Raw genomic sequence first — 18,917 nt, 5'->3', positions numbered from 1 at the left:
GTATTGTTTTATACGTTTATTGTATCTAGAAAACTCGAAACATGGAAGGTTTTTCTTAATATTTGTCGAAAATTGATGAAAATTGTCTTTTCCACTCGATAATTTTTGTTTTTGCTTCTTCTTTTGAGGTTTTTTCTGATACTTGTAATTCAAAAAACTGGTCTTTGCTATGACGGCCTTGCTTTAACAGGAATTTCAGCAACTCGTCAGCCACATCATCTGTGTAATAGCCGTCCTCCTCTGTTTCTTCTTTCCATGGCCCATACATTTTCGGCAGGAACACGGCTTTTTCCGAGCCTGTTTTTTCACGCTTCTCCCATTCTTTCCGGTCTTGTTCATATACTAAAATATAAGAAGAATCATATTGGTCCAAGGGCAAAGAAACTCCAAACTGGATACAAATTGTATCATACTTTTGATCTCCAATGCGTTCAAGCTGGCGAAAGAGTTCATTTCTCCCAAGCCACATGAGTCTTTCTTCTAAGTACATTTGTCTCATTTTATCTTCTGTTTCCGCCAGAATAACGTCAACATGTATGCCTTCATCCATCATTCGTTCACATAATGAAAGGCCGAAAAATTCGTCCGCACCTACAATCAGCGTTGATTCCATTGCATCTGCCGCCCTTCCGGTTTTTCATTTTCCAAAACAAAACAGCCTCCGCAAAAGAGAAGGCTGTTGTCATTATATTCCCTATAATTCTTTTTCATGACTATGAAAGAATTTGCAGATTGATGCATAAATTCTGCTCGGATGCTCAAATAAATGAAATGTCATGTCGACCGGTGAGCCTTGCTTTTGCTGTTTTTCCTTGAAAGCTTCCGCATGTACGCTGTAGGGATATGGAGCTCCGGTCATACGCTGCCATATATGAACCGGAACGCCGCTCGGATAGCTTTGAATGGTTTTGTAACGAAGCGCTTCCGCTTCTTTTTCAGAAATTCCGTAGCTTTTCGATACTTCTTTTAAAAATTGCTTATAGAAAAATTTATTTTCTTTTTCTGATTCATAATGTGCCTGAAGATCGAGACAAGGATTCAACATTGCGGCTGAGCGGATATGATCCGGGGAAAAACGAAGCAGTTCATCGGCCACGAGAGCACCCATGCCTTCTGCTAAAATATGAATCTTCGGATTGAGGATTTCCTGCTTCATCACGGAATGGATCAGCTGTTTAGCATAGGTGACTGCTTTTTCCGCCCCCCAATGCCTTCCGAACAGATTGCTGTTAAAAAGAGTATATCCTTCATTCCTCAACATATTCAGAAGCTGATTTCTGCCGTAATGCTGCAGCCAAAAGCTTGAATCTTCCCCGACAAAGTGGGTTCTGTCCCCCAAGATAAAGATGCCGAAGCCGTTCGGGCGATAGGGCAGATGAATGACATTATGCTCCGTTCCCAGTTGAAAGTATCTTTCCGTTATTCCCATCGCTTGCCCGCCTCCTTTCACACTTCATCTCACGCTATCTTATGTAAATAGAAAAGAAACGAATAAGGTAAAGTCCTAGCCTTTTACATTTTTGGCTATTACACCGATTGACGTTTTTTATATTTTACCATTAAAATGTGACGAATCAGACTCTTTTGTCACCTCACTTTCTGCTAAAATTGGATTCCCCCTTCGCTTTTTGTATGGTATGATAGCTTTTAGAATAGAATGAGAAGGACGAGGTGGAAACGTGCGATATATTATTGCCTTTATTTGGACGTTCCTTTTATCACATATGGCATGCTACTTGGTTGCAAGCATGAACAGCGTTACGTATAATTTCAAAACATCATCTGTCATTGCTGTTGTACTGTATGTCTTAATCATGGTTTTAGCAGAAATCATGCCTATGAACAAAAATGCAAGCCAGCATTAAGAAGCCAAAAACCCAAAACATTGATTGTTTTGGGTTTTTTAGTGGTCACGGCTTTCTTTTGTATGTCCACAGCCGGTTGTGATTTGATGTTTCGGGGAACATTTCCCCTGCTGACAGATGAACCTTTTGGGGGTTTTTCACCATGCTCCCTGTCTCGCCGATCTCTACGTAGACACCGTTATTAGGCGCTTTCTGTCCGGGCCGGAATTGATGCTGCTGTCCCACAGTTTTTCCTCCTTTTCCTTTTTGCTGTAGTATGCGCCTAAGCGGCTGTGAATATGTTGCCATCAAAAAAACTGCTGAGTTTGACTCAGCAGTTTTTTGATGATTCCCCATTGTATAAAATGGCCTTCAACAGTGCTTTTTGCACATGAAGACGATTTTCCGCCTGCTGGAACACTGCAGAATTCGGCCCGTCAATAATCTCCGCAGTCACTTCTTCCTCGCGATGCGCAGGGAGACAATGTAAAAATGTATAGTCAGGCTTGGCATGGCTGACCAGCGCCGCATTCACCTGATAAGGCGCAAAGACAGCAAGACGTTCTTGCTCTTCCGCTTCCTGTCCCATGCTAGTAAACACATCAGAATAAATCACGTCCGCGTCTTTTACCGCTTCAATCGGATCATCTGTCAGCGTGATGGAAGAGCCGGATTGAAGCGCATATGTTTTTGCCGCTTCAGCTGCTTCATCTAACACTTCATATCCCTTTGGGGAAGCGATTGAGATATCACAGCCCATTTTCGCGCAGCCGATCATCAAGGAGTGCGCCACGTTATTTCCGTCACCGATGTATGCGACTTTTACGCCTTTAAGCTTTCCTTTTATCTCCTTAATCGTCAAGAGATCCGCGAGCGCCTGGCATGGGTGGTATTTATCCGTCAGTCCATTGATTACCGGAATATCAGCTTCTTTGGCAAGCTCCTCCACCTTTTCATGTTCAAAGGTCCGGATCATGATGGCATCCACATAGCCTGACAGCACTTTTGCCGTATCAGCGACAGTCTCACCGCGCCCCAGCTGCAGATCTTTCTGGCTTAGGAAGAGGGCGTTCCCGCCCAGCTGCGCCATGCCCGCTTCAAATGAAACACGGGTCCGCGTTGATGATTTTTCAAAAATCATCGCCAAGGTTTTGCCATGGAAAATAGGCTGGATTTTGTTTTGCTTCAGCTCACCGGCTTCTGCAAGCAAGGCGTTTATATCCTGTTCACTAAGATCTTTTAACGTTAATAAATCTTTTCCGTATAAACTGGTTTGCGTCACTGTGTGCATGATGCCACTTCCTTTTTATAGAGATCTTTGAGAGATACAGGCTGCGGATGGCCTGAACCGCTTTGTAAAAACGCCCGCACGGTTTCTTCTTCTGTAAAGACGGTGATGCCGTGCGTCATGGCTTCCAGACGTTCTTTGCGCGCTTCTTCAGAACCGCTCAGATTGATGTGGAGCGATTTTCCTTTCTGTTCCATCCAAGAGGCGAATGTCCCTTCATGAACGGTGAAACCGGCGTTTTCCGCTAATTCCTTCACATCTTCCGGACCGTTTTGCAAGTATATGCTTCCTTTTTGATTCCAGACACGTGTATAGATTTTTTTCAAGGCGCTGTCGGCATCATATGCGACACACATGCCTTCTCCCGTTGATTTCATTTCCGGTCCAAGCTTCACATCCACATCCTGTATCGCATGAGAAGAAAAAACAGGGAACTTCACGGCAACTCCATGATGATTTTGAACGGCCGGGTTTATATCTTTTAAGGACGCACCCGCCAGCAAACGTGTGGCAAGCGGAATCATCGGCACGCCCATTACTTTGCTGACGACCGGAACCGTGCGGCTCGCTCTCGGATTCACTTCAAGCACGAGTATGTTTCCATTGTCGATCACAAATTGGATGTTCATGATGCCTTTAAATGAAAGTTTTCGGGCAATTTTTTGTGCGGCCTCTTTCATGCCCTGCTGCAGCCCGCTTGTGATTGATGGTCCCGGAAGGATGGCAAAGCTGTCTCCCGAATGGACACCCGCCCGTTCAATATGCTCGGTATATGTCGGGATAAAGACATCCTCGCCGTCGGAAATCAAATCAATTTCGACTTCTTTTCCAGACACATACTGATCAATTAAAATCGGATATGGCATGCTGTCCTCATCATTCAGCAGCTGAGAAAGCTGGTCTTGCGAGTCAACAATGATCATGCCCATTCCGCCGATAACGTAAGATGGACGAATTAACACCGGATAGCCAATCTCACTGGCTTTTGAAGCGGCTTCTTCTTTTGTATAGGCAATTTCTCCTTTTGCGTGCTTCAATCCTAGTTCATCAAGAAGCTGATAAAACTGATCACGATCCTCTAACACATCGAGCGTTTCAAACGAAGTGCCGAGAAGGGTAATGCCGGCTTTTTCAAGTGCTTCAGCAGCATTGATTGCAGTTTGGCCGCCGAATTGCACGATTGCAAAATCAATATTTTCCTGCTCCGCCACGTTTACAATATGCTCCGTTGTCATCGGTTCAAAATACAGGCGATCCGCAATTTCATAATCTGTGCTGACCGTTTCCGGGTTATTGTTAATCATGATGGTTTCGAACCCAAGCTCTTGCAGTGTCAGCACGCCGTGAACCGCACTGTAATCAAATTCAACGCCTTGGCCGATCCGAATCGGGCCCGATCCGATAATCAGCGCGCGTTTTTTCTTTTTGCGGCTGATATCTCCATCGGTCTCTCCGAAATATGTGGAGTAAAAATAGTTTGTTTTCGCATCAAACTCAGCCGCGCATGTATCGACAATTTTGAAGGAAGGTGTAATGCCCATCTCCTTGCGAAGCGCGCGCACCTCTTTTTCTGTTTTGCCGATCAGCGAGGCAATCGTTGCGTCTGAGAACCCCTTTTCCTTTGCTTTTTTCAATAAGTCAAAAGAGAGATCGCCGCCCTCTTCCATCAGGCGGTTTTCCAATTTGATGATATTGTTAAAGGTATACAGGAAAAACGGATCAATTTTTGTTTTCGCATGAATGTCATCAATCGAGACGCTGCGGCTCAACAGCTCCATGACAACGAAAAATCTGCGGTCATCCGGAATGACTGCCAACTCCCATAGCGCATCAATTGACAAGCCGCTGAGCTCTGGAAGGTGTGTGCCGATATTTTTTAATTCAAGGGACGCGGCTGCCTTCTGTATTGCCGCTTCTAAATTCCGTTCAATCGCCATCACTTCACCGGTGGCTTTCATTTTTGTGCCAAGCTTGCGGTCTGCGTTTTTGAATTTATCAAACGGCCAGCGCGGAAATTTGACGATCACATAGTCGAGTGCCGGTTCAAAGCTTGCGTAAGTTGAACCTGTGAGCGGATTTTTCAGCTCGTCAAGTGTGTATCCGACTGCCAGTTTAGCAGCCATCTTTGCAATCGGATAACCGGTCGCTTTAGATGCGAGAGCCGATGACCGGCTGACACGCGGATTCACTTCGATCACGTAATATTGCTTGCTGAAAGGATCAAGCGCGAATTGAATATTGCAGCCGCCTACGACATCAAGTGCTGAAATGATGGTCAGACTAGCCGTCCGCAGCATTTGATAGTCTTCATCTGTCAATGTTTGTGAAGGCGCCACAACGATAGAGTCACCTGTATGCACGCCGACCGGATCGATATTTTCCATGTTGCAGACGGTAATGCATGTGTTATTGCCGTCACGCATGACTTCATATTCAATTTCTTTAAAGCCCGCAATGCTTTTTTCGACAAGGCATTGATTGATCGGGCTTGCTAATAGCGCCTGTTTAATCATAGCTGTAAAGGCTTCTTTATCAGGGGCGATTCCTCCGCCCTTTCCGCCTAATGTGTAAGCAGGTCTGATAATAACGGGAAAACCGATGGATTCCGCAAAATGGAGGGCATCGGCCTCGTTATCAACAATTTCACTCTCCGGCACGGGCTGTTTCAATTCATTCATTAACGAACGGAATTTTTCCCGGTCTTCTCCTTTTTGTATCGTTTCAACGGATGTGCCGAGAAGCTTGACGCCGTGCTCCTTTAAAACACCCGTTTCTTCAAGCTCCACCGCTAAATTCAACGCGGTCTGACCGCCTAAATTGGCAAGAAGTCCATCAGGCTGTTCTTTCTTAATGATGGCTGTCAGGCTTTCTGCTGTCAGAGGCTCAAAATAAATCTCATCAGCAAAGGCTTCATCGGTCATAATTGTCGCCGGATTGCTGTTGACGAGAATCACCCGGTAGCCCTCCTCCTTCAGCGCGATGCACCCTTGAGTGCCTGAATAATCAAATTCTGCCGCCTGCCCGATGATGATCGGGCCTGATCCGATTACTAATATGCTTGAAATACTGGTGTCTTTAGGCATGCGCGATTTCTCTCCTTGCTGGTATCACATTCTTTAGATAATCATCAAAAATCCATTCGCTTTCCGCCGGTCCGGGATGGGCTTCCGGATGGAATTGAACACTCATGACTGGCAGTTTTTTATGAGCAAGCCCTTCAACTGACGTATCATTGACATGATGAAATCTGATCGTGAGCTCTTTTTCATTAATCGACTGTTCGTCAACCACATAGCTGTGGTTTTGGCTTGTCATAAAGACCCGTTTCGTTTCACGGTCGATGACCGGATGATTTGCTCCCCTGTGGCCGAATGGCAGCTTGAATGTATTCCCTCCGAATGCGAGTGCGATCAGCTGATGTCCGAGACAAATGCCAAGAGTCGGAAAGCGGCTGATGATGCTTTTGATTTTTCCTAGATATGGATGAATGGCTTTCGGATCTCCAGGACCGTTCGACAGCACAATGCCGTCCGGCTTTATATCGTATACAGCTTCCATTTGCTTGTATGGCACCACGGTGACCTTGCAGCCCCGTTTGACAAGTGATGATGCGATTGACTTTTTATAGCCAAAATCAATGAGAGCGATATGTTTATTCCCGTCGCCAAATGTGCTGATTTCCTGTGCGGAAGCCTGCTCTGCCACATTCTCTGGTTGGAGGGCAATCTCAGCTCCTTCTTTAGAGGCTGTGACTGTCGCACCCATCGTTCCATTTGCCCGGATTTTTTTCACGACAGCCCTTGTATCAACATGGGTCAACAGCGGAATGTTCCATTTCTGTAGATACTCCTTGAGGCTGTATACCGCTTCATGATGAGAAAAATGATCACACGCCTCATAGACAACCACGGCTTTTACTTGCGGTTTCTTGCTTTCAAAATCCTTTTCATTAATGCCGTAGTTGCCTATCAGCGGATAGGTAAATACGATAATCTGCCCTTTATATGATGGATCTGTCAGCACTTCCTGGTAGCCTGTCATTCCTGTGAAAAAAACAGCTTCTCCCGTGCAGTTTTCATGACCGTCCAGCTCGCCGCTAAACGATGTCCCATCTTCTAACACTAAATAACCTTCCATCTAACAGCCCACCTCTTGATGAATAATTAATTATAAAAATGAATTTTTATACCTTTATATCGAAAAAAAAATCACTGGTTTACAGCGGTATGCTGAGCAATTGCCTGTTTCAGCCTTCTTACAGCTTCTGCCATTTCATCCTTAGTCACGGTGAGCGGCGGCAGCAGACGAATCACTTTCGGGCCGGCCGGCAATACAAGCAAGCCTAATGTTTGCAATTCTGCAATAATGCCAGCAACCGGGCCATCACACTCAATTCCAAGCATTAATCCTTTACCGCGGATTTGTTTAACAAAAGGGCTTTTTAGCTCCGCCTCAAGCTGTTCTTTTAAAAACGCTCCTTTGTCAGCAGCCTCTTGCAAAAAGTCAGGCTCGAATACAATTTGCAATGTGGCATTCACAGCAGCCATCGCCAGCATATTTCCTCCGAAAGTCGTTCCGTGAGAACCAGGGGTAAACGCTTCTCCAAGCTGTTTCTTTCCGATGACAGCGCCGACTGGAAAGCCATTTCCCAATCCTTTGGCGGCTGTGATGATATCCGGTGAGAGTCCAAAGTGCTCATATGCGAAGCCTTTTCCCGTCCGTCCGATGCCGGTTTGAATCTCATCAACAATCAGAAGAGCCTCTTTTTCCTTGCAAAATGACTGAACGGCTGTTAAAAATTCAGCGCTCGCCGGATTGACTCCGCCTTCTCCCTGCACTGTTTCAAGCATCACCGCGGCAATATCGTCTTCCGCCCCAAGAGCTTCAAAAAGAGAAGGATCGTTGTATGGAAGGTAGTGAAAGCCTTCAAGCATCGGGCCGAAGCCTGTTTTGATTTTATCCTGTCCGGTCGCCGCCATCCCTGCATACGTGCGGCCATGAAAAGACTGAAGAAAAGTGATGATTTTTGTTTTTCCAGTGGCTTTTCGGGCGAGCTTTATCGCACCTTCATTCGCCTCCGCACCGCTGTTGCAGAAAAAGACGAGATCACCCGCACTGTGTTCCGCCAGCTTCTGTGCCGCTTGCTCTTGGAGACTGTTCTGAAATAGGTTGGATACGTGCCATACGCTGTCGAGCTGTTTTTTGACTGCCTCTGTCACCGCTTCATGGCAGTGGCCTAGATTTGATACCGCAATCCCTTGAATGAAATCGAGGTACGTTTTGCCGTTCTGATCCTCAACATGCGTTCCCTTTGCTTTTTTAATGTCAATATCCCAGCGGCCGTAGGTTTGAAACAAGCTGCTCATGAAACAGCCTCCTTTGCTTTGACGATTTTTGTCCCTTGAAAGGTTTGTTCTGCGAAGAATGATCCTTTTCCGTTTACGATCATGACTTCAGACACCTGATCTGATAAAGCTGACAAGGCTGAATTGACCTTCGGGATCATCCCTCCTGTGATCACTTCCTGCTCGATTAGCGTCTGAATCTCTTCAGGGGTCAGGACGTCCAGACGCTGCTTTTCCTTCATGATTCCATCAACATCTGTGACGAACATCAGCTTATCGGCTTCAAGTGCTCCGGCAACTGCTGAGGCAGCCAGATCGGCATTTACATTCAACGTTTTGCAGTCGCTTGTCATAGACAGCGGCGCAATAACGGGGATGATGTCCTTTTCCATCAGCGCGTTCACCATGGATGCATCGACTTTTTTGATTTCTCCGACTTCTCCGTATGCTTCCGAATCGAGATAATCAGCCTCCAAAAGACCGCCGTCCTTACCAGAAATCCCTGCGGCTCGCAGTCCGTGTTTGGCAAGCTCTGCAACGAAAAATTTATTGACAGAACCGGATAAAACCATTTCCGCCACTTCCAGCACCGGCTTCGTTGTTTTCCGCTGTCCGCCCGAAAACTCTGTTTTGATATTTAACCGCTTCAGCATATTTGTAATTTCCGGGCCGCCGCCATGTACGATCGCCAGTTTCCAGCCTGACGCCGTCAGCTCTTTCAGATTTTGAAAAAATCCCTCCGACAGCTCGCGGATGACACTTCCCCCGCATTTAAAGACAATTGTTTTCTTCATAATGCTCCCCTTTATTACGTGCGATAGCTCGCGTTAATTTTGATATAGTCATAGGTCAGGTCACAGCCCCACGCTCTTCCGTTCCCGTCTCCTTCATCCATCTTGATGACAATGGTGATTTCATCTCCTTCAAGGTATTCCTTGGCGAGAGATTCAGAGAATGGCTGAGGCTCGTTATTCTTAAACAGGCATTGGCCCCCAAGATAAACCTCTACTTCTTCTGCCGTCACTTGAGCTGCGGAGTGTCCGATGGCTCCGATGATCCGCCCCCAGTTGGCATCTGTTCCGTATACTGCCGTTTTCACGAGATTTGAGCCGACAATCTTTTTGGCAATGACGTTTGCATCAAGATTGTTTTTCGCTCCCTGTACTTGGGCTTCAATTAGTTTTGTCGCGCCTTCTCCGTCTCTGGCAATCTCTTTAGCCAGATCCTCACAAGTGAGCAAGAGCGCTTTTTTAAAGACCGGCCAGTCTGGATGATCTTCTGACAGGCACTCGTTTTCGGCGCAGCCATTCGCCATAACCAATACCATGTCGTTCGTGGATGTTTCTCCGTCAACTGTGATTTGGTTAAATGAAACATCAGTGATTTCCCGAAGCGCCTTTTGCAGCGCTTTTTCTTCGATTGCCGCGTCAGTTGTCACAAATCCCAGCATCGTGGCCATGTTCGGGTGTATCATCCCTGAGCCTTTAGCCGCTCCGCCGATCGTGACTGTTTTGCCGCCGATTGCCAGCTCATAGCACGTCTGCTTAATCACCGTATCGGTTGTTAAAATCGCTTCTTCAAAATCTCCTGATCCCGCAGGTGTTTCTTTCAGCAGCCCGATCCCCGCCTGAATTTTTTTCATGTCTAAATGTTCGCCGATGACGCCCGTTGAAGAAACAGCGACAAGCTCCGGCTCAATGCCAAGCTGTGAAGCAAAGCTCTCCCGCATTGTGTATGCGTCCTTTAGTCCCTGTTCTCCCGTGCAGGCGTTGGCAATGGCGCTGTTGACGATGACGGCTTTCAAGGCCGGCCCATGCTTTAAGCTGTCTTGTGTCACTTTGATCGGAGCGGCCTGAAAGTGGCTTTGGGTATAAACCGCTGCACTCACGGCCGGTGTCTCGCTGATAATGACGCCGAGGTCTTTTTTCGAGTAGCGCAGCCCGCAATGCACACCCTTTGCCTGAAATCCTTTTGGCGAGGACACATCACCTGTTACTTTTACAATTTGATCTTCACTTAACTGAATCATGGTTCGATTCTCTCCCGTTCTATGGATAAATTGGCGTGATGGCGAGACCGGTCTCTTCATTCCAGCCATTCATTACATTAAAGTTCTGCACTGCCTGACCGGCGGCACCCTTCATTAAATTATCGATGACCGAGACGATCGTGACTCTGTTCGTTCTCTCGTCGTGGGTCACGGCGATATCACAGAAATTGCTGCCGTACACTTCCTTCGTTTGCGGATAATAGCCTTTTGGCCTTACTCTCACAAAATATGAATCTTGGTAAAATTCCGAATATAGGTTATGCAGGTCATCTGCCAATAAATCACAGGTTAACTGCGTATACATCGTCGCCATGATGCCCCTTGTCATCGGAACCAAGTGAGCCGAAAATGTAATGGGCCCGAGACCTGGCTGCCATTCATTCAGCGCCTGCTCAATTTCCGGCGTGTGCTGATGTTCATTGACTTTATAAATTTTAAAATTGTCGTTCAGCTCAGAAAAATGAGTTCCCATGGATGCTTTTCTTCCCGCTCCGGAAACCCCGGTCTTCGCGTCAACGATAACGAAAGATTCATCGAGCAGTTTCTTTTGAGCCAAAGGCGCGAGGCCAAGCAAAACAGCTGTTGGAAAACAGCCCGGATTGGCAATGAGTTTCGCCTGTTGAATTTGCTTTTTATTCAGTTCTGCGAGACCGTATACCGCCTCTTGAATCACCGCCTTCGGTGCCGCTGTCCGTTTATACCATTTTTCATATTCAGCAGGCTCTTGTATCCTCAGATCACCTGACAGGTCAATAACCGGAATTCCCGCATCTGCCAGCTTCGGAGTCAATTCACTTGATACTCCGGGCGGCGCAGCAAGAAACATGATATCTATTTCGTGTTTGATCGTATTCATATCAATTGGCTTCAGCCTCTGATCCGCTAAGCCGATAAGATGAGGATAAACCTCGCTATAGACATTTCCTTCTCCGCTGGATGAATAAAGTATGCATTCCTCTGCATGAGGATGATGCGAAAGAATCCTGACAAGTTCGGTGCCTCCATACCCTGTAGCACCTACAATTCCTATTTTCAAAACAAGTTCACCCTCTTGGTCTTTGTGAAATTATTTAACATTATAACATGAATAAAAATTAATTCAATCGTATATTTAATATTTTTATTCATTTATAAATTTTCTGTTCAATGGAAATTCCATTCAAAAAAATCAATACAACCTCACCGAAAAATGTTGATATGACGCCCCTTTTCAGCCGCATAAAAAAACAGGCTGACGCGGTCAGCCTGTTTTCATCATCATCAATCCACTCAAAAAATATAGAATAGAGCTTGCATAAAAAATCATTTGCACTGTGAAAAAGTCAGCGAGAAAACCCCCGAGCATAATGGCTGCTGCTGAAAAGACAGCTGTCCAAAAATGATAATTCCCAATCTTCTTTCCACGCTCTCCACTGTCTGTAAAATCAGCGATCAGCACTTTTTCTCCATGCTTTTGCATCGCTCCAAAAAGCCCTAACAGCACTTGGACGATATACACGTGAACGACGCTTCCGATATGCGGGACATATAAAAGCAGAACAGCCATGCCCCAAGAGTTCGCAAGCAGAAAATAACGGCTGTCAAACCTTTCAGACAGCCGTCCGAGGAGCGGATAAATGAGTGCGCCGCTCAGCCCGAACAATCCGTAGGAAAAACCGAACTGCGTGTAGCTTGAGCCGATATTTTTCACAAACAGTATATAAAACGGAAAGATTAAGCTGCTTGCGAAAAACACGCTGCTTTGTGATAATGTCAGCCATTTTAATTTGTTTTTCCCCATTATTTATACCTCTGATAAAAGTAATTCATAAAGCGTTCATCCGGGTCATAGGTTCGTTTTTTCTGAAAAAACGCTTCGCTTTTCGGATATGCCTGTCTCATTTGCGCCTTTGTCTGGTAGGTCATATAAGGCAGATAATAGCTGCCGCCATGCTTGATAGCAACGTCTGTCATGCGCCTGATGATTCGGGCAGTATCTGCCTGGTCTTCTTTTGAAAAGCCCTCATTTATTAATAACACGAGCGAAAACATATCATCCTTCGCATAGGAAAGGTCGGCCTTTTCATTTTTCTGCACGTAGCGGATCGTAATGTTCAGCAGGTTGAGATCTTCGCCCGACAGCGTTTGTCTCAGGTCGTCAATATAAGCCGCATACTCCTTCACGGGCACAAAGTATTCTTGCAGAACATCTGTGTTGTCATTGTTTTCATACTCAAGAAATTTGGATTCGGACCGCATGACATTATTGCGTGAGATCTCTGTGCCGTTTTGGCTTAGGAAATAGGATTGCTGCGTGCCCCACAGCCAATTCCTGCCCCATTCATACCGCCTTGACAAACCGAGTGCAAACTTTGTGGCTCCCGTATATTCATCTTCTTTGAGATCGCTGTATGAAGTCAGCTGATCCTGTTGATCAGCCAATACGTAATTCGTGACATACATGTCTTTCAGAAATCCTTTTTTCGCTGTTGATATTCGCGCCAAATGCATTCGGACTTTTGGATTTCCTTTTACGTGCTTTGTAAAATAGTCTGCGTATGCGCTGTAATTCATTTTTTCAGTCTGCATGACATACAGCTCATCATCCGTCAGTTCAAGCGTTACATCAAGAATCACACCAAAAAGACCGTACCCTCCGATGACTGCCGTGAACAACTCGTCTTTTGGAGTGACGGTGATAATTGTCCCATCAGCTTTTAAAAGCCGAAATGATTTGACTGTATCAATCAGCGAGCCGTAGCGGATATCACGTCCATGGGCATTAGCGCTGAGAGAGCCGCCAATTGTAAAGATGTTTTGTGACTGCATGACTTTTACCGCGAGTCTGTATGGATTCACGTATTTCTGGATGTCATTCCACGTTGCACCGCTTTGCACTCTGATGGTTTTCTTCTCTTTATCGAGTGACAGGATTTTGTTGTAGCCTGTCATGTCGAGAACGATGCCGTCCTCATAATATGTATGGCCGCCCATGGAGTGCTGAGCACCGGCGATTGAAATTTTTATGTTTTTTCGATTTGCCTCTTTGACTGTGTCAAGGAGCGTTTCCTCTTCCTGCCCTTTCACTGTCTGCTTTATTTTCACAGGCATCAGGCGGCTGACATCCGTCATCTCGCTTGTGTCTGTTTTTTGCTCTGAGTGCACAGAGTACGCAAACAGGGCCGCATACGCGCCAGTACAAAGCGCGAATGCAAGCAATTTCTTTTTCATAGTGCTCTCCCTGCTGTTTTTTTACAACCATTATACCATGTCTGCGCCCTCATTTTTCCATATTATCTTCTAGCCCGTTTTTCGGCACGGCGGTCGGCGACGATAAAGCAGGCGTGAATCGCGCCCGGCAGCCAAAAGATACAGGTCAATATGAGATTCAGCAAGGCCTGAAACGGTTTTCCCGAAAACAAAACAGCAAGCGGCGGGCACAAAACAGCAAGCAGGTACATCATTTCCTTTCACTCCTTTCAGCTGTAAAAAAGGACAGCCTCACATGTCAGGCTGTCCTTTTTTGTTTTATTGAATGCCAAGCGCAATTTTTGCGTATCTGGACATTTTATCTCTTGTCCAAGGCGGATTCCATACAATGTGAACCTCTGTCTCTTTCACTTCAGGAAGGTCCGCTAATGCTTTTTTCACTTCATCCACGATAATCGGCGCTAAAGGGCAGCCCATCGATGTCAGTGTCATCGTCACGTGCGTTAAGCCGTCTTCATCCATATCAACGTCATATACCAAGCCAAGATTCACGATATCAACGCCAAGCTCAGGATCGACAACCTGTTCCAGGGCGCCCATGATGTTTTCTTTTAATGCTTCTTCCACGTTCCCTCACTCCTTTTTTCTACAGTATAACGTAAATTAAGCCCTTGTTCATAACGCAGTGCTTTATAAATACGTTTCAAACCATTCAATCGTTTTTAACACTGCTGCCCGCGGGACTTTATGGTCGGCGTTTTCATCTCCGATAAATTGCAGGCGTTCCGGCTGCTCGCTGTAATGGGATTTAATCGTTTCATAAAATGTCCGGGTCGGCGCGTAAGGCACGACTTTATCTTTTTCACCGTGCCAAAATAAAAGCGGCCGCTGGCGCAGTTTCTCCGGCTGAAGGCTGAGATCCCGCAATTCGAGACGTTTCATCAGCTCCTGTACCTTCTCTTCCGGCACGTCGATATCAATTCCCTGAGATTGAATATGATCAATCTGCCGCTGAAACAGCTCCACGTAATTCGGGCTTCCCATCAGGCTGACGCCGGCTTTTATCCAATCATATGCAGTCAAAGCGCCAAGCGTTGTGATGCCGCCCATTGACGTGCCTGCGAGACCGATGCGGCCGCCGTCTACAAGGCCCTCTTTTTCAAAATGGTTTTTAAGCACGCCGATCTCTTCAATCTCGTTGAGGACGATGTCCCAAAAATGGCCCGCCAGCTCTTCAACAGCCATTTCTTCTCCCCGTTCACCATGGTGCAGAGCCTCCGGCAGAACGGCTCTGAAGCCCTTCTCCGCAAGCAGGTAAGCAATATGAAGGTTGTGTTCCTTCGCGCTTGTAAAACCATGGATAAAGAATACGAGAGGAACAGCGCGGTGCCTGTTCTCTTCCTTTACAATATGTAAAAAAGGAATACCGGAAACGGTTTGATTCTCAATTTGTATCACAATGTGCCCTCCTTAGGATAACCATAATCATAAGTGTAACATGTAGACAATAAAGATGGTAAAAAGCTACACTGTACTTAAGGGAAAACAAGCAAAATCTAAGGTTAAAGGAGCTTTTCATGGAGACAAAACCCTATTTAATCGCATTAGATTTAGATGGAACGTTATTAAAGGATGATAAAACCATATCAGAAAACACTCTTCGGACGATACAGCGCCTAAAAGATAGCGGGCATTATGTCTGCATCTCAACAGGGCGTCCGTACCGTTCAAGTTCTATGTACTACCAGCAGATGGAATTGACAACGCCGATTGTCAATTTTAATGGAGCATTTGTCCATCATCCGCTGGACGACAGCTGGGGACGATATCATACGTCACTCCCGCTTGATGTTGTCAAACAGCTCGTGGATATCAGCGAGAGCTACAACGTACATAATGTGCTTGCTGAAGTCATTGATGACGTATACTTCCATTACCATGATGAGCACCTGATTGATGTCTTTAACATGAACACAACAAATGTAACGGTCGGAGACTTGCGGGAAAATCTCGGTGAAGATGTGACGTCCGTACTCATCCATGCAAAAGAAGAAGATGTGCCGGCAATACGCTCTTATTTATCGGATGTTCATGCCGAGGTGATCGACCATAGAAGATGGGCCGCTCCGTGGCATGTCATTGAAATTATCAAAAGCGGCATGAATAAAGCGGTCGGCCTGCAGAAAATCAGCGATTTTTACGGCGTGCCGAGAGAGCGGATCATCGCTTTCGGAGATGAGGATAACGATTTGGAAATGCTTGAATTTGCCGGCTGCGGCGTCGCAATGGGAAATGGAATTGACGCGGTCAAGCAGATTGCCAACCGAACAACGGCTGCAAATGAAGAGGACGGCGTGGCAAGATTTTTGAAAGAATATTTCTCACTTTAAGGACGGTCCGTATTAATTTTTCCCACTCATAAACCTTACTTTACCCCACCATACTATTGAAGACGACTCATCTCGTCAAAGTATGGAAGGGGGCAGTCTCAAAATGGGTAAACGAAGCAAATCCAGAAGGTTTATTCAGCAGGGTAAAGACTCCATCGGGCTACACGCCGCAAGATTTCCATATCGGTCTACTTTAGAAGAAGCTCACCAGCATGCCGCGGCACGAGACTCGGCCGAAAGACAGGTTGAATATTAAATGAGAAACGAACTGTTTCAGCAGGCAAAATCATTTGTTCAACAGGCGGTCATGGTGACAAACGGCTTTGAGGAGGGCGATCAGGAGCAAGCGATTCTGAGAGCCAAAAATGCTGTATCTTCTGCGTATGCCAATTCGACAGATGCGGAACGTCGCCAGCTGCATCAATTTCAAAATCAGCTGGACAAACTGCAATAAAAAAAGGCTATGGCGAGTCGCCATAGCCTCTTATTTGACTTCAAACTGCTGAACAGCCTGAACTTGCTTTAGATTTTCCGCTCTGCCCTTAAATGTCACCTTTACCTCATAGGTTCCGGGCTCAGGGACTTCCTTCCACACATCAGAGAAATCATATGTTTCTCCGGGTTCAAGTGTCAGGTTTTGAAAAGCCTGCGTAAACATTTTGTCTTTCGAATAACGGTATCTTTCTTTGTGCCCAGAATCATACACGACAAGTTCAAATTTTTGCCCTGTGCTGAATTGAAACTCGACAGCACGTTCGCTTTGGTTCTTCAGCGACATGTTAAACTTGATTTGTTCAGGCTCCTGAATTGCGTCAACAGATAAAACAACCTCTTGATTCTCCATTCCGCCTGATACCTCCTTATCGGGTTCTGTCTGCTCATCTTTCCCGCAGCCTATCAAAAGCAGCACGGGGAGGAGCATCACAAGCAGCCGTTTCACGACTTCCACCTGCTTTCGTCAGTCTTTTCTAAAGAAGCCAAAAATCCCTGTCGTCTGTACAATGTTTGTAAATGCTTTCGGATCAACTTCTTTGACGATTTTCTCTAAATCGTACAGTTCGTACCTCGTAATGACGATAATCATCATTTCCTTCTGTTCGTTCGTAAATGCTCCTTTTGCCGGAACAGTTGTGATGCCGCGCACCATTTTTCCGTAAATGGCTTCCTTAATTTCGTCCGCTTTTTTCGTCACGATCATGGCCGTGAGTTTCATGTGGCGGGTGTGAATGGCGTCGATCACCCTCGTTGTCACATATAGTGTAACCAGGGTATATAATGCTTTCTCCCAACCTTGCAATAATCCTGCCGTCAAGATGATAATCCCGTTTAGAATGAAGAAATACGTGCCGACGGGTTTATCCTTCCACTTTGCAAGGACCATGGCGACGATATCAAGCCCGCCTGTCGAAGCCCCGTATTTTAATGTTAAGCCGATACCAACCGCTGAAATGACGCCGCCGAACACCGCGTTCAGCAAAATATCATGTGATAAGCTTGTTTCCGGCAGGATCCCCATAAACAGAGTAGTGAGTGCGACACTTAAAATGCTGTACACCGTAAACGATTTGCCGACCTTCAGCCATCCTAAAATACCGACCGGAATGTTTAAGAGGAACAAGAGCGTTCCCGTCGATATGTAAAAGGGGGCATATTGATCAACGACGCTTGATAAAAGCTGGGCGACACCTGTAAATCCGCTGGCATATACATCTGCCGGAATCAAAAATAAGTTCAGCCCGGCTGCATTGAGTAAAGCGCCAATGATGACGATGAGTAATTTTTTTGTTTGATCTAGTACCATGGCATGTTCCTCCGCTCTTTCTTCTTTATTATGTTTTCCCTTAAAACAAATATTTGAACACGATTTTGGCAAATTAATATGATATAGTTGGCTTAAACTCTCATGATAACGAGCGATAACGGAAAGAAGGGAAGCAATATGACAGTTCATCTCATCGCTGACAGCGCAGCTGATTTGCCGCGTTCTTATTTTGAAGAAAAAAGCATTGGCTTTATTCCGCTCAGGGTTTCACTCGGCGATAAAGAATTCGAAGATGCAGTCACAATTCATGCTGATCAAATATTTGAGGCGATGCAAAATGGAGAAACGCCCAAGACGTCCCAAGCCTCACCGCAAACGATTAAAAATGTATTTTTGCAATATGCCGAAACAGGTGATCCCGCTCTTTACATTGCCTTTTCCTCAGGTCTCTCCGGCACGTATCAGACAGCTGTAATGATCGCCAATGAAGTGAAGGAGGAATTCCCTGATTTCGATTTGCGGGTCATTGATTCCAAATGCGCTTCATTAGGATACGGCCTGGCTGTCCGGCATGCTGCCGATCTCTGTATCAACGGGAATACAATACAAGAAATTGAAACGTCTGTAAAGAACTTTTGCAACCAGCTTGAACATATTTTTACCGTTGATGATTTAACATATCTCGCAAGGGGCGGCCGGATATCCAAAACATCCGCTTTTGTCGGCGGCCTGCTGAATATAAAACCGTTGCTTCAAATGGAGGACGGCAAGCTTGTGCCGCTGGAAAAAATCCGCGGACAGAAGAAACTTTTCAAACGGATCATCGAGCTTATGAAAGAGCGCGGGGATGATTGGAGCAATCAAACCATCGGGATCAGCTACGCCGCGAACAAAGAAAAAGCCACGGACATGAAACACTTGATTGAGGAAGCCTTCAAGCCGAAAGAAATCATTATGCATTCTATCGGTTCTGCAATCGGCTCGCACGCCGGTCCAGGTACATTGGCGATATTCTTTTTAAGAAAATGAGCAAACAAAAACAGTCAGAC

The 18,917-nt window shown here is 45.8% G+C and carries 22 protein-coding genes; 5 read left to right on the top strand and 17 right to left on the bottom strand.

The window, feature by feature from the left end:
• Positions 1 to 55 precede the first annotated feature (55 nt).
• Both ACQXR1_RS17225 and ACQXR1_RS17220 read right to left on the bottom strand, forming a co-directional pair.
• Positions 56 to 613: a hypothetical protein gene (locus tag ACQXR1_RS17225; RefSeq protein WP_069149365.1), complete on the bottom strand. Its 558-nt coding sequence runs from the start codon at positions 611 to 613 to the stop codon at positions 56 to 58.
• 81 nt (positions 614 to 694) lie between these two features.
• Positions 695 to 1,429, bottom strand: coding sequence for a hypothetical protein (locus tag ACQXR1_RS17220; protein ID WP_040083462.1), 735 nt, complete (start codon positions 1,427 to 1,429; stop codon positions 695 to 697).
• 250 nt (positions 1,430 to 1,679) lie between these two features.
• On the opposite strand from ACQXR1_RS17220, the gene ACQXR1_RS17215 reads away from it, so the two are divergent.
• Positions 1,680 to 1,865 carry a YjzD family protein gene (locus tag ACQXR1_RS17215; protein WP_003245236.1) on the top strand — a complete coding sequence of 62 codons (186 nt, stop codon included), beginning with the start codon at positions 1,680 to 1,682 and terminating at the stop codon, positions 1,863 to 1,865.
• Between the two features lie 45 nt (positions 1,866 to 1,910).
• On the opposite strand, the gene ACQXR1_RS17210 is transcribed toward ACQXR1_RS17215, so the two are convergent.
• The 13 genes from ACQXR1_RS17210 to ACQXR1_RS17150 form a co-directional block, all read right to left on the bottom strand.
• The gene (locus ACQXR1_RS17210) at positions 1,911 to 2,090 is read right to left on the bottom strand and encodes a YjzC family protein (protein WP_003245356.1); all 180 of its coding nucleotides are present in this window, start codon (positions 2,088 to 2,090) and stop codon (positions 1,911 to 1,913) included.
• Between the two features lie 85 nt (positions 2,091 to 2,175).
• A complete protein-coding gene (gene argF / locus ACQXR1_RS17205) occupies positions 2,176 to 3,135 on the bottom strand; it encodes an ornithine carbamoyltransferase (RefSeq protein WP_069839019.1) in 960 nt (319 codons plus the stop codon).
• Positions 3,123 to 6,215, bottom strand: coding sequence for a carbamoyl phosphate synthase large subunit (locus ACQXR1_RS17200; RefSeq protein WP_430772558.1), 3,093 nt, complete (start codon positions 6,213 to 6,215; stop codon positions 3,123 to 3,125). The genes argF and ACQXR1_RS17200 overlap by 13 nt, the downstream gene beginning before the upstream one ends.
• Entirely contained in the window at positions 6,208 to 7,269 is a 1,062-nt protein-coding gene (locus ACQXR1_RS17195; RefSeq protein WP_069839021.1) for a carbamoyl phosphate synthase small subunit, read from the bottom strand. The genes ACQXR1_RS17200 and ACQXR1_RS17195 overlap by 8 nt, the downstream gene beginning before the upstream one ends.
• A 71-nt stretch (positions 7,270 to 7,340) precedes the next feature.
• Positions 7,341 to 8,498 carry an acetylornithine transaminase gene (locus ACQXR1_RS17190; protein ID WP_430772557.1) on the bottom strand — a complete coding sequence of 386 codons (1,158 nt, stop codon included), beginning with the start codon at positions 8,496 to 8,498 and terminating at the stop codon, positions 7,341 to 7,343.
• Complete coding sequence (gene argB, locus ACQXR1_RS17185; RefSeq protein ID WP_069149359.1) at positions 8,495 to 9,271, bottom strand: acetylglutamate kinase; 777 nt, start codon at positions 9,269 to 9,271, stop codon at positions 8,495 to 8,497. Before argB ends, ACQXR1_RS17190 begins: the two co-directional genes overlap by 4 nt.
• 14 nt (positions 9,272 to 9,285) lie before the next feature.
• The gene (argJ, locus tag ACQXR1_RS17180) at positions 9,286 to 10,506 is read right to left on the bottom strand and encodes a bifunctional ornithine acetyltransferase/N-acetylglutamate synthase (RefSeq protein ID WP_168780808.1); all 1,221 of its coding nucleotides are present in this window, start codon (positions 10,504 to 10,506) and stop codon (positions 9,286 to 9,288) included.
• A gap of 19 nt (positions 10,507 to 10,525) precedes the next feature.
• The gene (gene argC, locus ACQXR1_RS17175; protein ID WP_418657085.1) at positions 10,526 to 11,563 is read right to left on the bottom strand and encodes an N-acetyl-gamma-glutamyl-phosphate reductase; all 1,038 of its coding nucleotides are present in this window, start codon (positions 11,561 to 11,563) and stop codon (positions 10,526 to 10,528) included.
• Positions 11,564 to 11,767: 204 nt separating this feature from the next.
• A complete protein-coding gene (locus ACQXR1_RS17170) occupies positions 11,768 to 12,307 on the bottom strand; it encodes an MFS transporter (protein ID WP_014663507.1) in 540 nt (179 codons plus the stop codon).
• Positions 12,307 to 13,737, bottom strand: a complete 1,431-nt coding sequence (locus tag ACQXR1_RS17165; RefSeq protein WP_306646091.1) for an FAD-binding oxidoreductase — start codon at positions 13,735 to 13,737, stop codon at positions 12,307 to 12,309. The genes ACQXR1_RS17170 and ACQXR1_RS17165 overlap by 1 nt, the downstream gene beginning before the upstream one ends.
• A 62-nt stretch (positions 13,738 to 13,799) precedes the next feature.
• On the bottom strand, positions 13,800 to 13,970 hold the full coding sequence (locus tag ACQXR1_RS17160) for a YqaE/Pmp3 family membrane protein (protein WP_003232996.1): 171 nt from the start codon (positions 13,968 to 13,970) through the stop codon (positions 13,800 to 13,802).
• Positions 13,971 to 14,034: 64 nt separating this feature from the next.
• The gene (locus tag ACQXR1_RS17155; protein WP_014663505.1) at positions 14,035 to 14,343 is read right to left on the bottom strand and encodes a metal-sulfur cluster assembly factor; all 309 of its coding nucleotides are present in this window, start codon (positions 14,341 to 14,343) and stop codon (positions 14,035 to 14,037) included.
• A 63-nt stretch (positions 14,344 to 14,406) separates the two neighbouring features.
• Complete coding sequence (locus ACQXR1_RS17150) at positions 14,407 to 15,174, bottom strand: prolyl oligopeptidase family serine peptidase (RefSeq protein WP_151256836.1); 768 nt, start codon at positions 15,172 to 15,174, stop codon at positions 14,407 to 14,409.
• Positions 15,175 to 15,293: 119 nt separating this feature from the next.
• Between ACQXR1_RS17150 and yitU the strand changes: the two genes are divergently transcribed.
• The 3 genes from yitU to ACQXR1_RS17135 all read left to right on the top strand — a co-directional run bounded on the left by yitU (position 15,294) and on the right by ACQXR1_RS17135 (position 16,560).
• Entirely contained in the window at positions 15,294 to 16,106 is an 813-nt protein-coding gene (gene yitU, locus ACQXR1_RS17145) for a 5-amino-6-(5-phospho-D-ribitylamino)uracil phosphatase YitU (protein WP_069839028.1), read from the top strand.
• A 103-nt stretch (positions 16,107 to 16,209) separates the two neighbouring features.
• Positions 16,210 to 16,362, top strand: a complete 153-nt coding sequence (locus tag ACQXR1_RS17140) for a hypothetical protein (RefSeq protein ID WP_003239346.1) — start codon at positions 16,210 to 16,212, stop codon at positions 16,360 to 16,362.
• Positions 16,363 to 16,560 (top strand): DUF3813 domain-containing protein, encoded by a 198-nt coding sequence (locus ACQXR1_RS17135; protein WP_003233010.1) that lies wholly within the window; start codon positions 16,363 to 16,365, stop codon positions 16,558 to 16,560.
• A 30-nt stretch (positions 16,561 to 16,590) separates the two neighbouring features.
• On the opposite strand, the gene ACQXR1_RS17130 is transcribed toward ACQXR1_RS17135, so the two are convergent.
• Together ACQXR1_RS17130 and ACQXR1_RS17125 are read right to left on the bottom strand one after the other, a co-directional pair.
• Positions 16,591 to 17,046: a BsuPI-related putative proteinase inhibitor gene (locus ACQXR1_RS17130; RefSeq protein ID WP_014663502.1), complete on the bottom strand. Its 456-nt coding sequence runs from the start codon at positions 17,044 to 17,046 to the stop codon at positions 16,591 to 16,593.
• A gap of 18 nt (positions 17,047 to 17,064) precedes the next feature.
• The gene (locus ACQXR1_RS17125; protein WP_003245017.1) at positions 17,065 to 17,907 is read right to left on the bottom strand and encodes a YitT family protein; all 843 of its coding nucleotides are present in this window, start codon (positions 17,905 to 17,907) and stop codon (positions 17,065 to 17,067) included.
• Positions 17,908 to 18,045: 138 nt separating this feature from the next.
• On the opposite strand from ACQXR1_RS17125, the gene ACQXR1_RS17120 reads away from it, so the two are divergent.
• Entirely contained in the window at positions 18,046 to 18,897 is an 852-nt protein-coding gene (locus ACQXR1_RS17120) for a DegV family protein (RefSeq protein WP_069149351.1), read from the top strand.
• The last annotated feature ends 20 nt before the right edge of the window (positions 18,898 to 18,917 follow it).

This window comes from Bacillus sp. ATD (genome assembly GCF_050585765.1).
GTDB lineage: Bacteria > Bacillota > Bacilli > Bacillales > Bacillaceae > Bacillus > Bacillus stercoris.
Note: the sequence above shows the minus strand (reverse complement) of the source record. Positions and strands in the feature narration are given on the sequence as shown.

Excerpts from the sequence above, each read along its gene's own strand:
- ACQXR1_RS17225 (WP_069149365.1), bottom strand. The coding sequence starts at position 613 with ATGGAATCAACGCTGATTGTAGGTGCGGACGAATTTTTCGGCCTTTCA.
- ACQXR1_RS17220 (WP_040083462.1), bottom strand. The coding sequence starts at position 1,429 with ATGGGAATAACGGAAAGATACTTTCAACTGGGAACGGAGCATAATGTC.
- argF (WP_069839019.1), bottom strand. The coding sequence starts at position 3,135 with ATGCACACAGTGACGCAAACCAGTTTATACGGAAAAGATTTATTAACG.
- ACQXR1_RS17200 (WP_430772558.1), bottom strand. The coding sequence starts at position 6,215 with ATGCCTAAAGACACCAGTATTTCAAGCATATTAGTAATCGGATCAGGC.
- ACQXR1_RS17195 (WP_069839021.1), bottom strand. The coding sequence starts at position 7,269 with ATGGAAGGTTATTTAGTGTTAGAAGATGGGACATCGTTTAGCGGCGAG.
- ACQXR1_RS17190 (WP_430772557.1), bottom strand. The coding sequence starts at position 8,498 with ATGAGCAGCTTGTTTCAAACCTACGGCCGCTGGGATATTGACATTAAA.
- argB (WP_069149359.1), bottom strand. The coding sequence starts at position 9,271 with ATGAAGAAAACAATTGTCTTTAAATGCGGGGGAAGTGTCATCCGCGAG.
- argJ (WP_168780808.1), bottom strand. The coding sequence starts at position 10,506 with ATGATTCAGTTAAGTGAAGATCAAATTGTAAAAGTAACAGGTGATGTG.
- ACQXR1_RS17170 (WP_014663507.1), bottom strand. The coding sequence starts at position 12,307 with ATGGGGAAAAACAAATTAAAATGGCTGACATTATCACAAAGCAGCGTG.
- ACQXR1_RS17165 (WP_306646091.1), bottom strand. The coding sequence starts at position 13,737 with ATGAAAAAGAAATTGCTTGCATTCGCGCTTTGTACTGGCGCGTATGCG.
- ACQXR1_RS17160 (WP_003232996.1), bottom strand. The coding sequence starts at position 13,970 with ATGATGTACCTGCTTGCTGTTTTGTGCCCGCCGCTTGCTGTTTTGTTT.
- yitU (WP_069839028.1), top strand. The coding sequence starts at position 15,294 with ATGGAGACAAAACCCTATTTAATCGCATTAGATTTAGATGGAACGTTA.
- ACQXR1_RS17140 (WP_003239346.1), top strand. The coding sequence starts at position 16,210 with ATGGGTAAACGAAGCAAATCCAGAAGGTTTATTCAGCAGGGTAAAGAC.
- ACQXR1_RS17135 (WP_003233010.1), top strand. The coding sequence starts at position 16,363 with ATGAGAAACGAACTGTTTCAGCAGGCAAAATCATTTGTTCAACAGGCG.
- ACQXR1_RS17125 (WP_003245017.1), bottom strand. The coding sequence starts at position 17,907 with ATGGTACTAGATCAAACAAAAAAATTACTCATCGTCATCATTGGCGCT.
- ACQXR1_RS17120 (WP_069149351.1), top strand. The coding sequence starts at position 18,046 with ATGACAGTTCATCTCATCGCTGACAGCGCAGCTGATTTGCCGCGTTCT.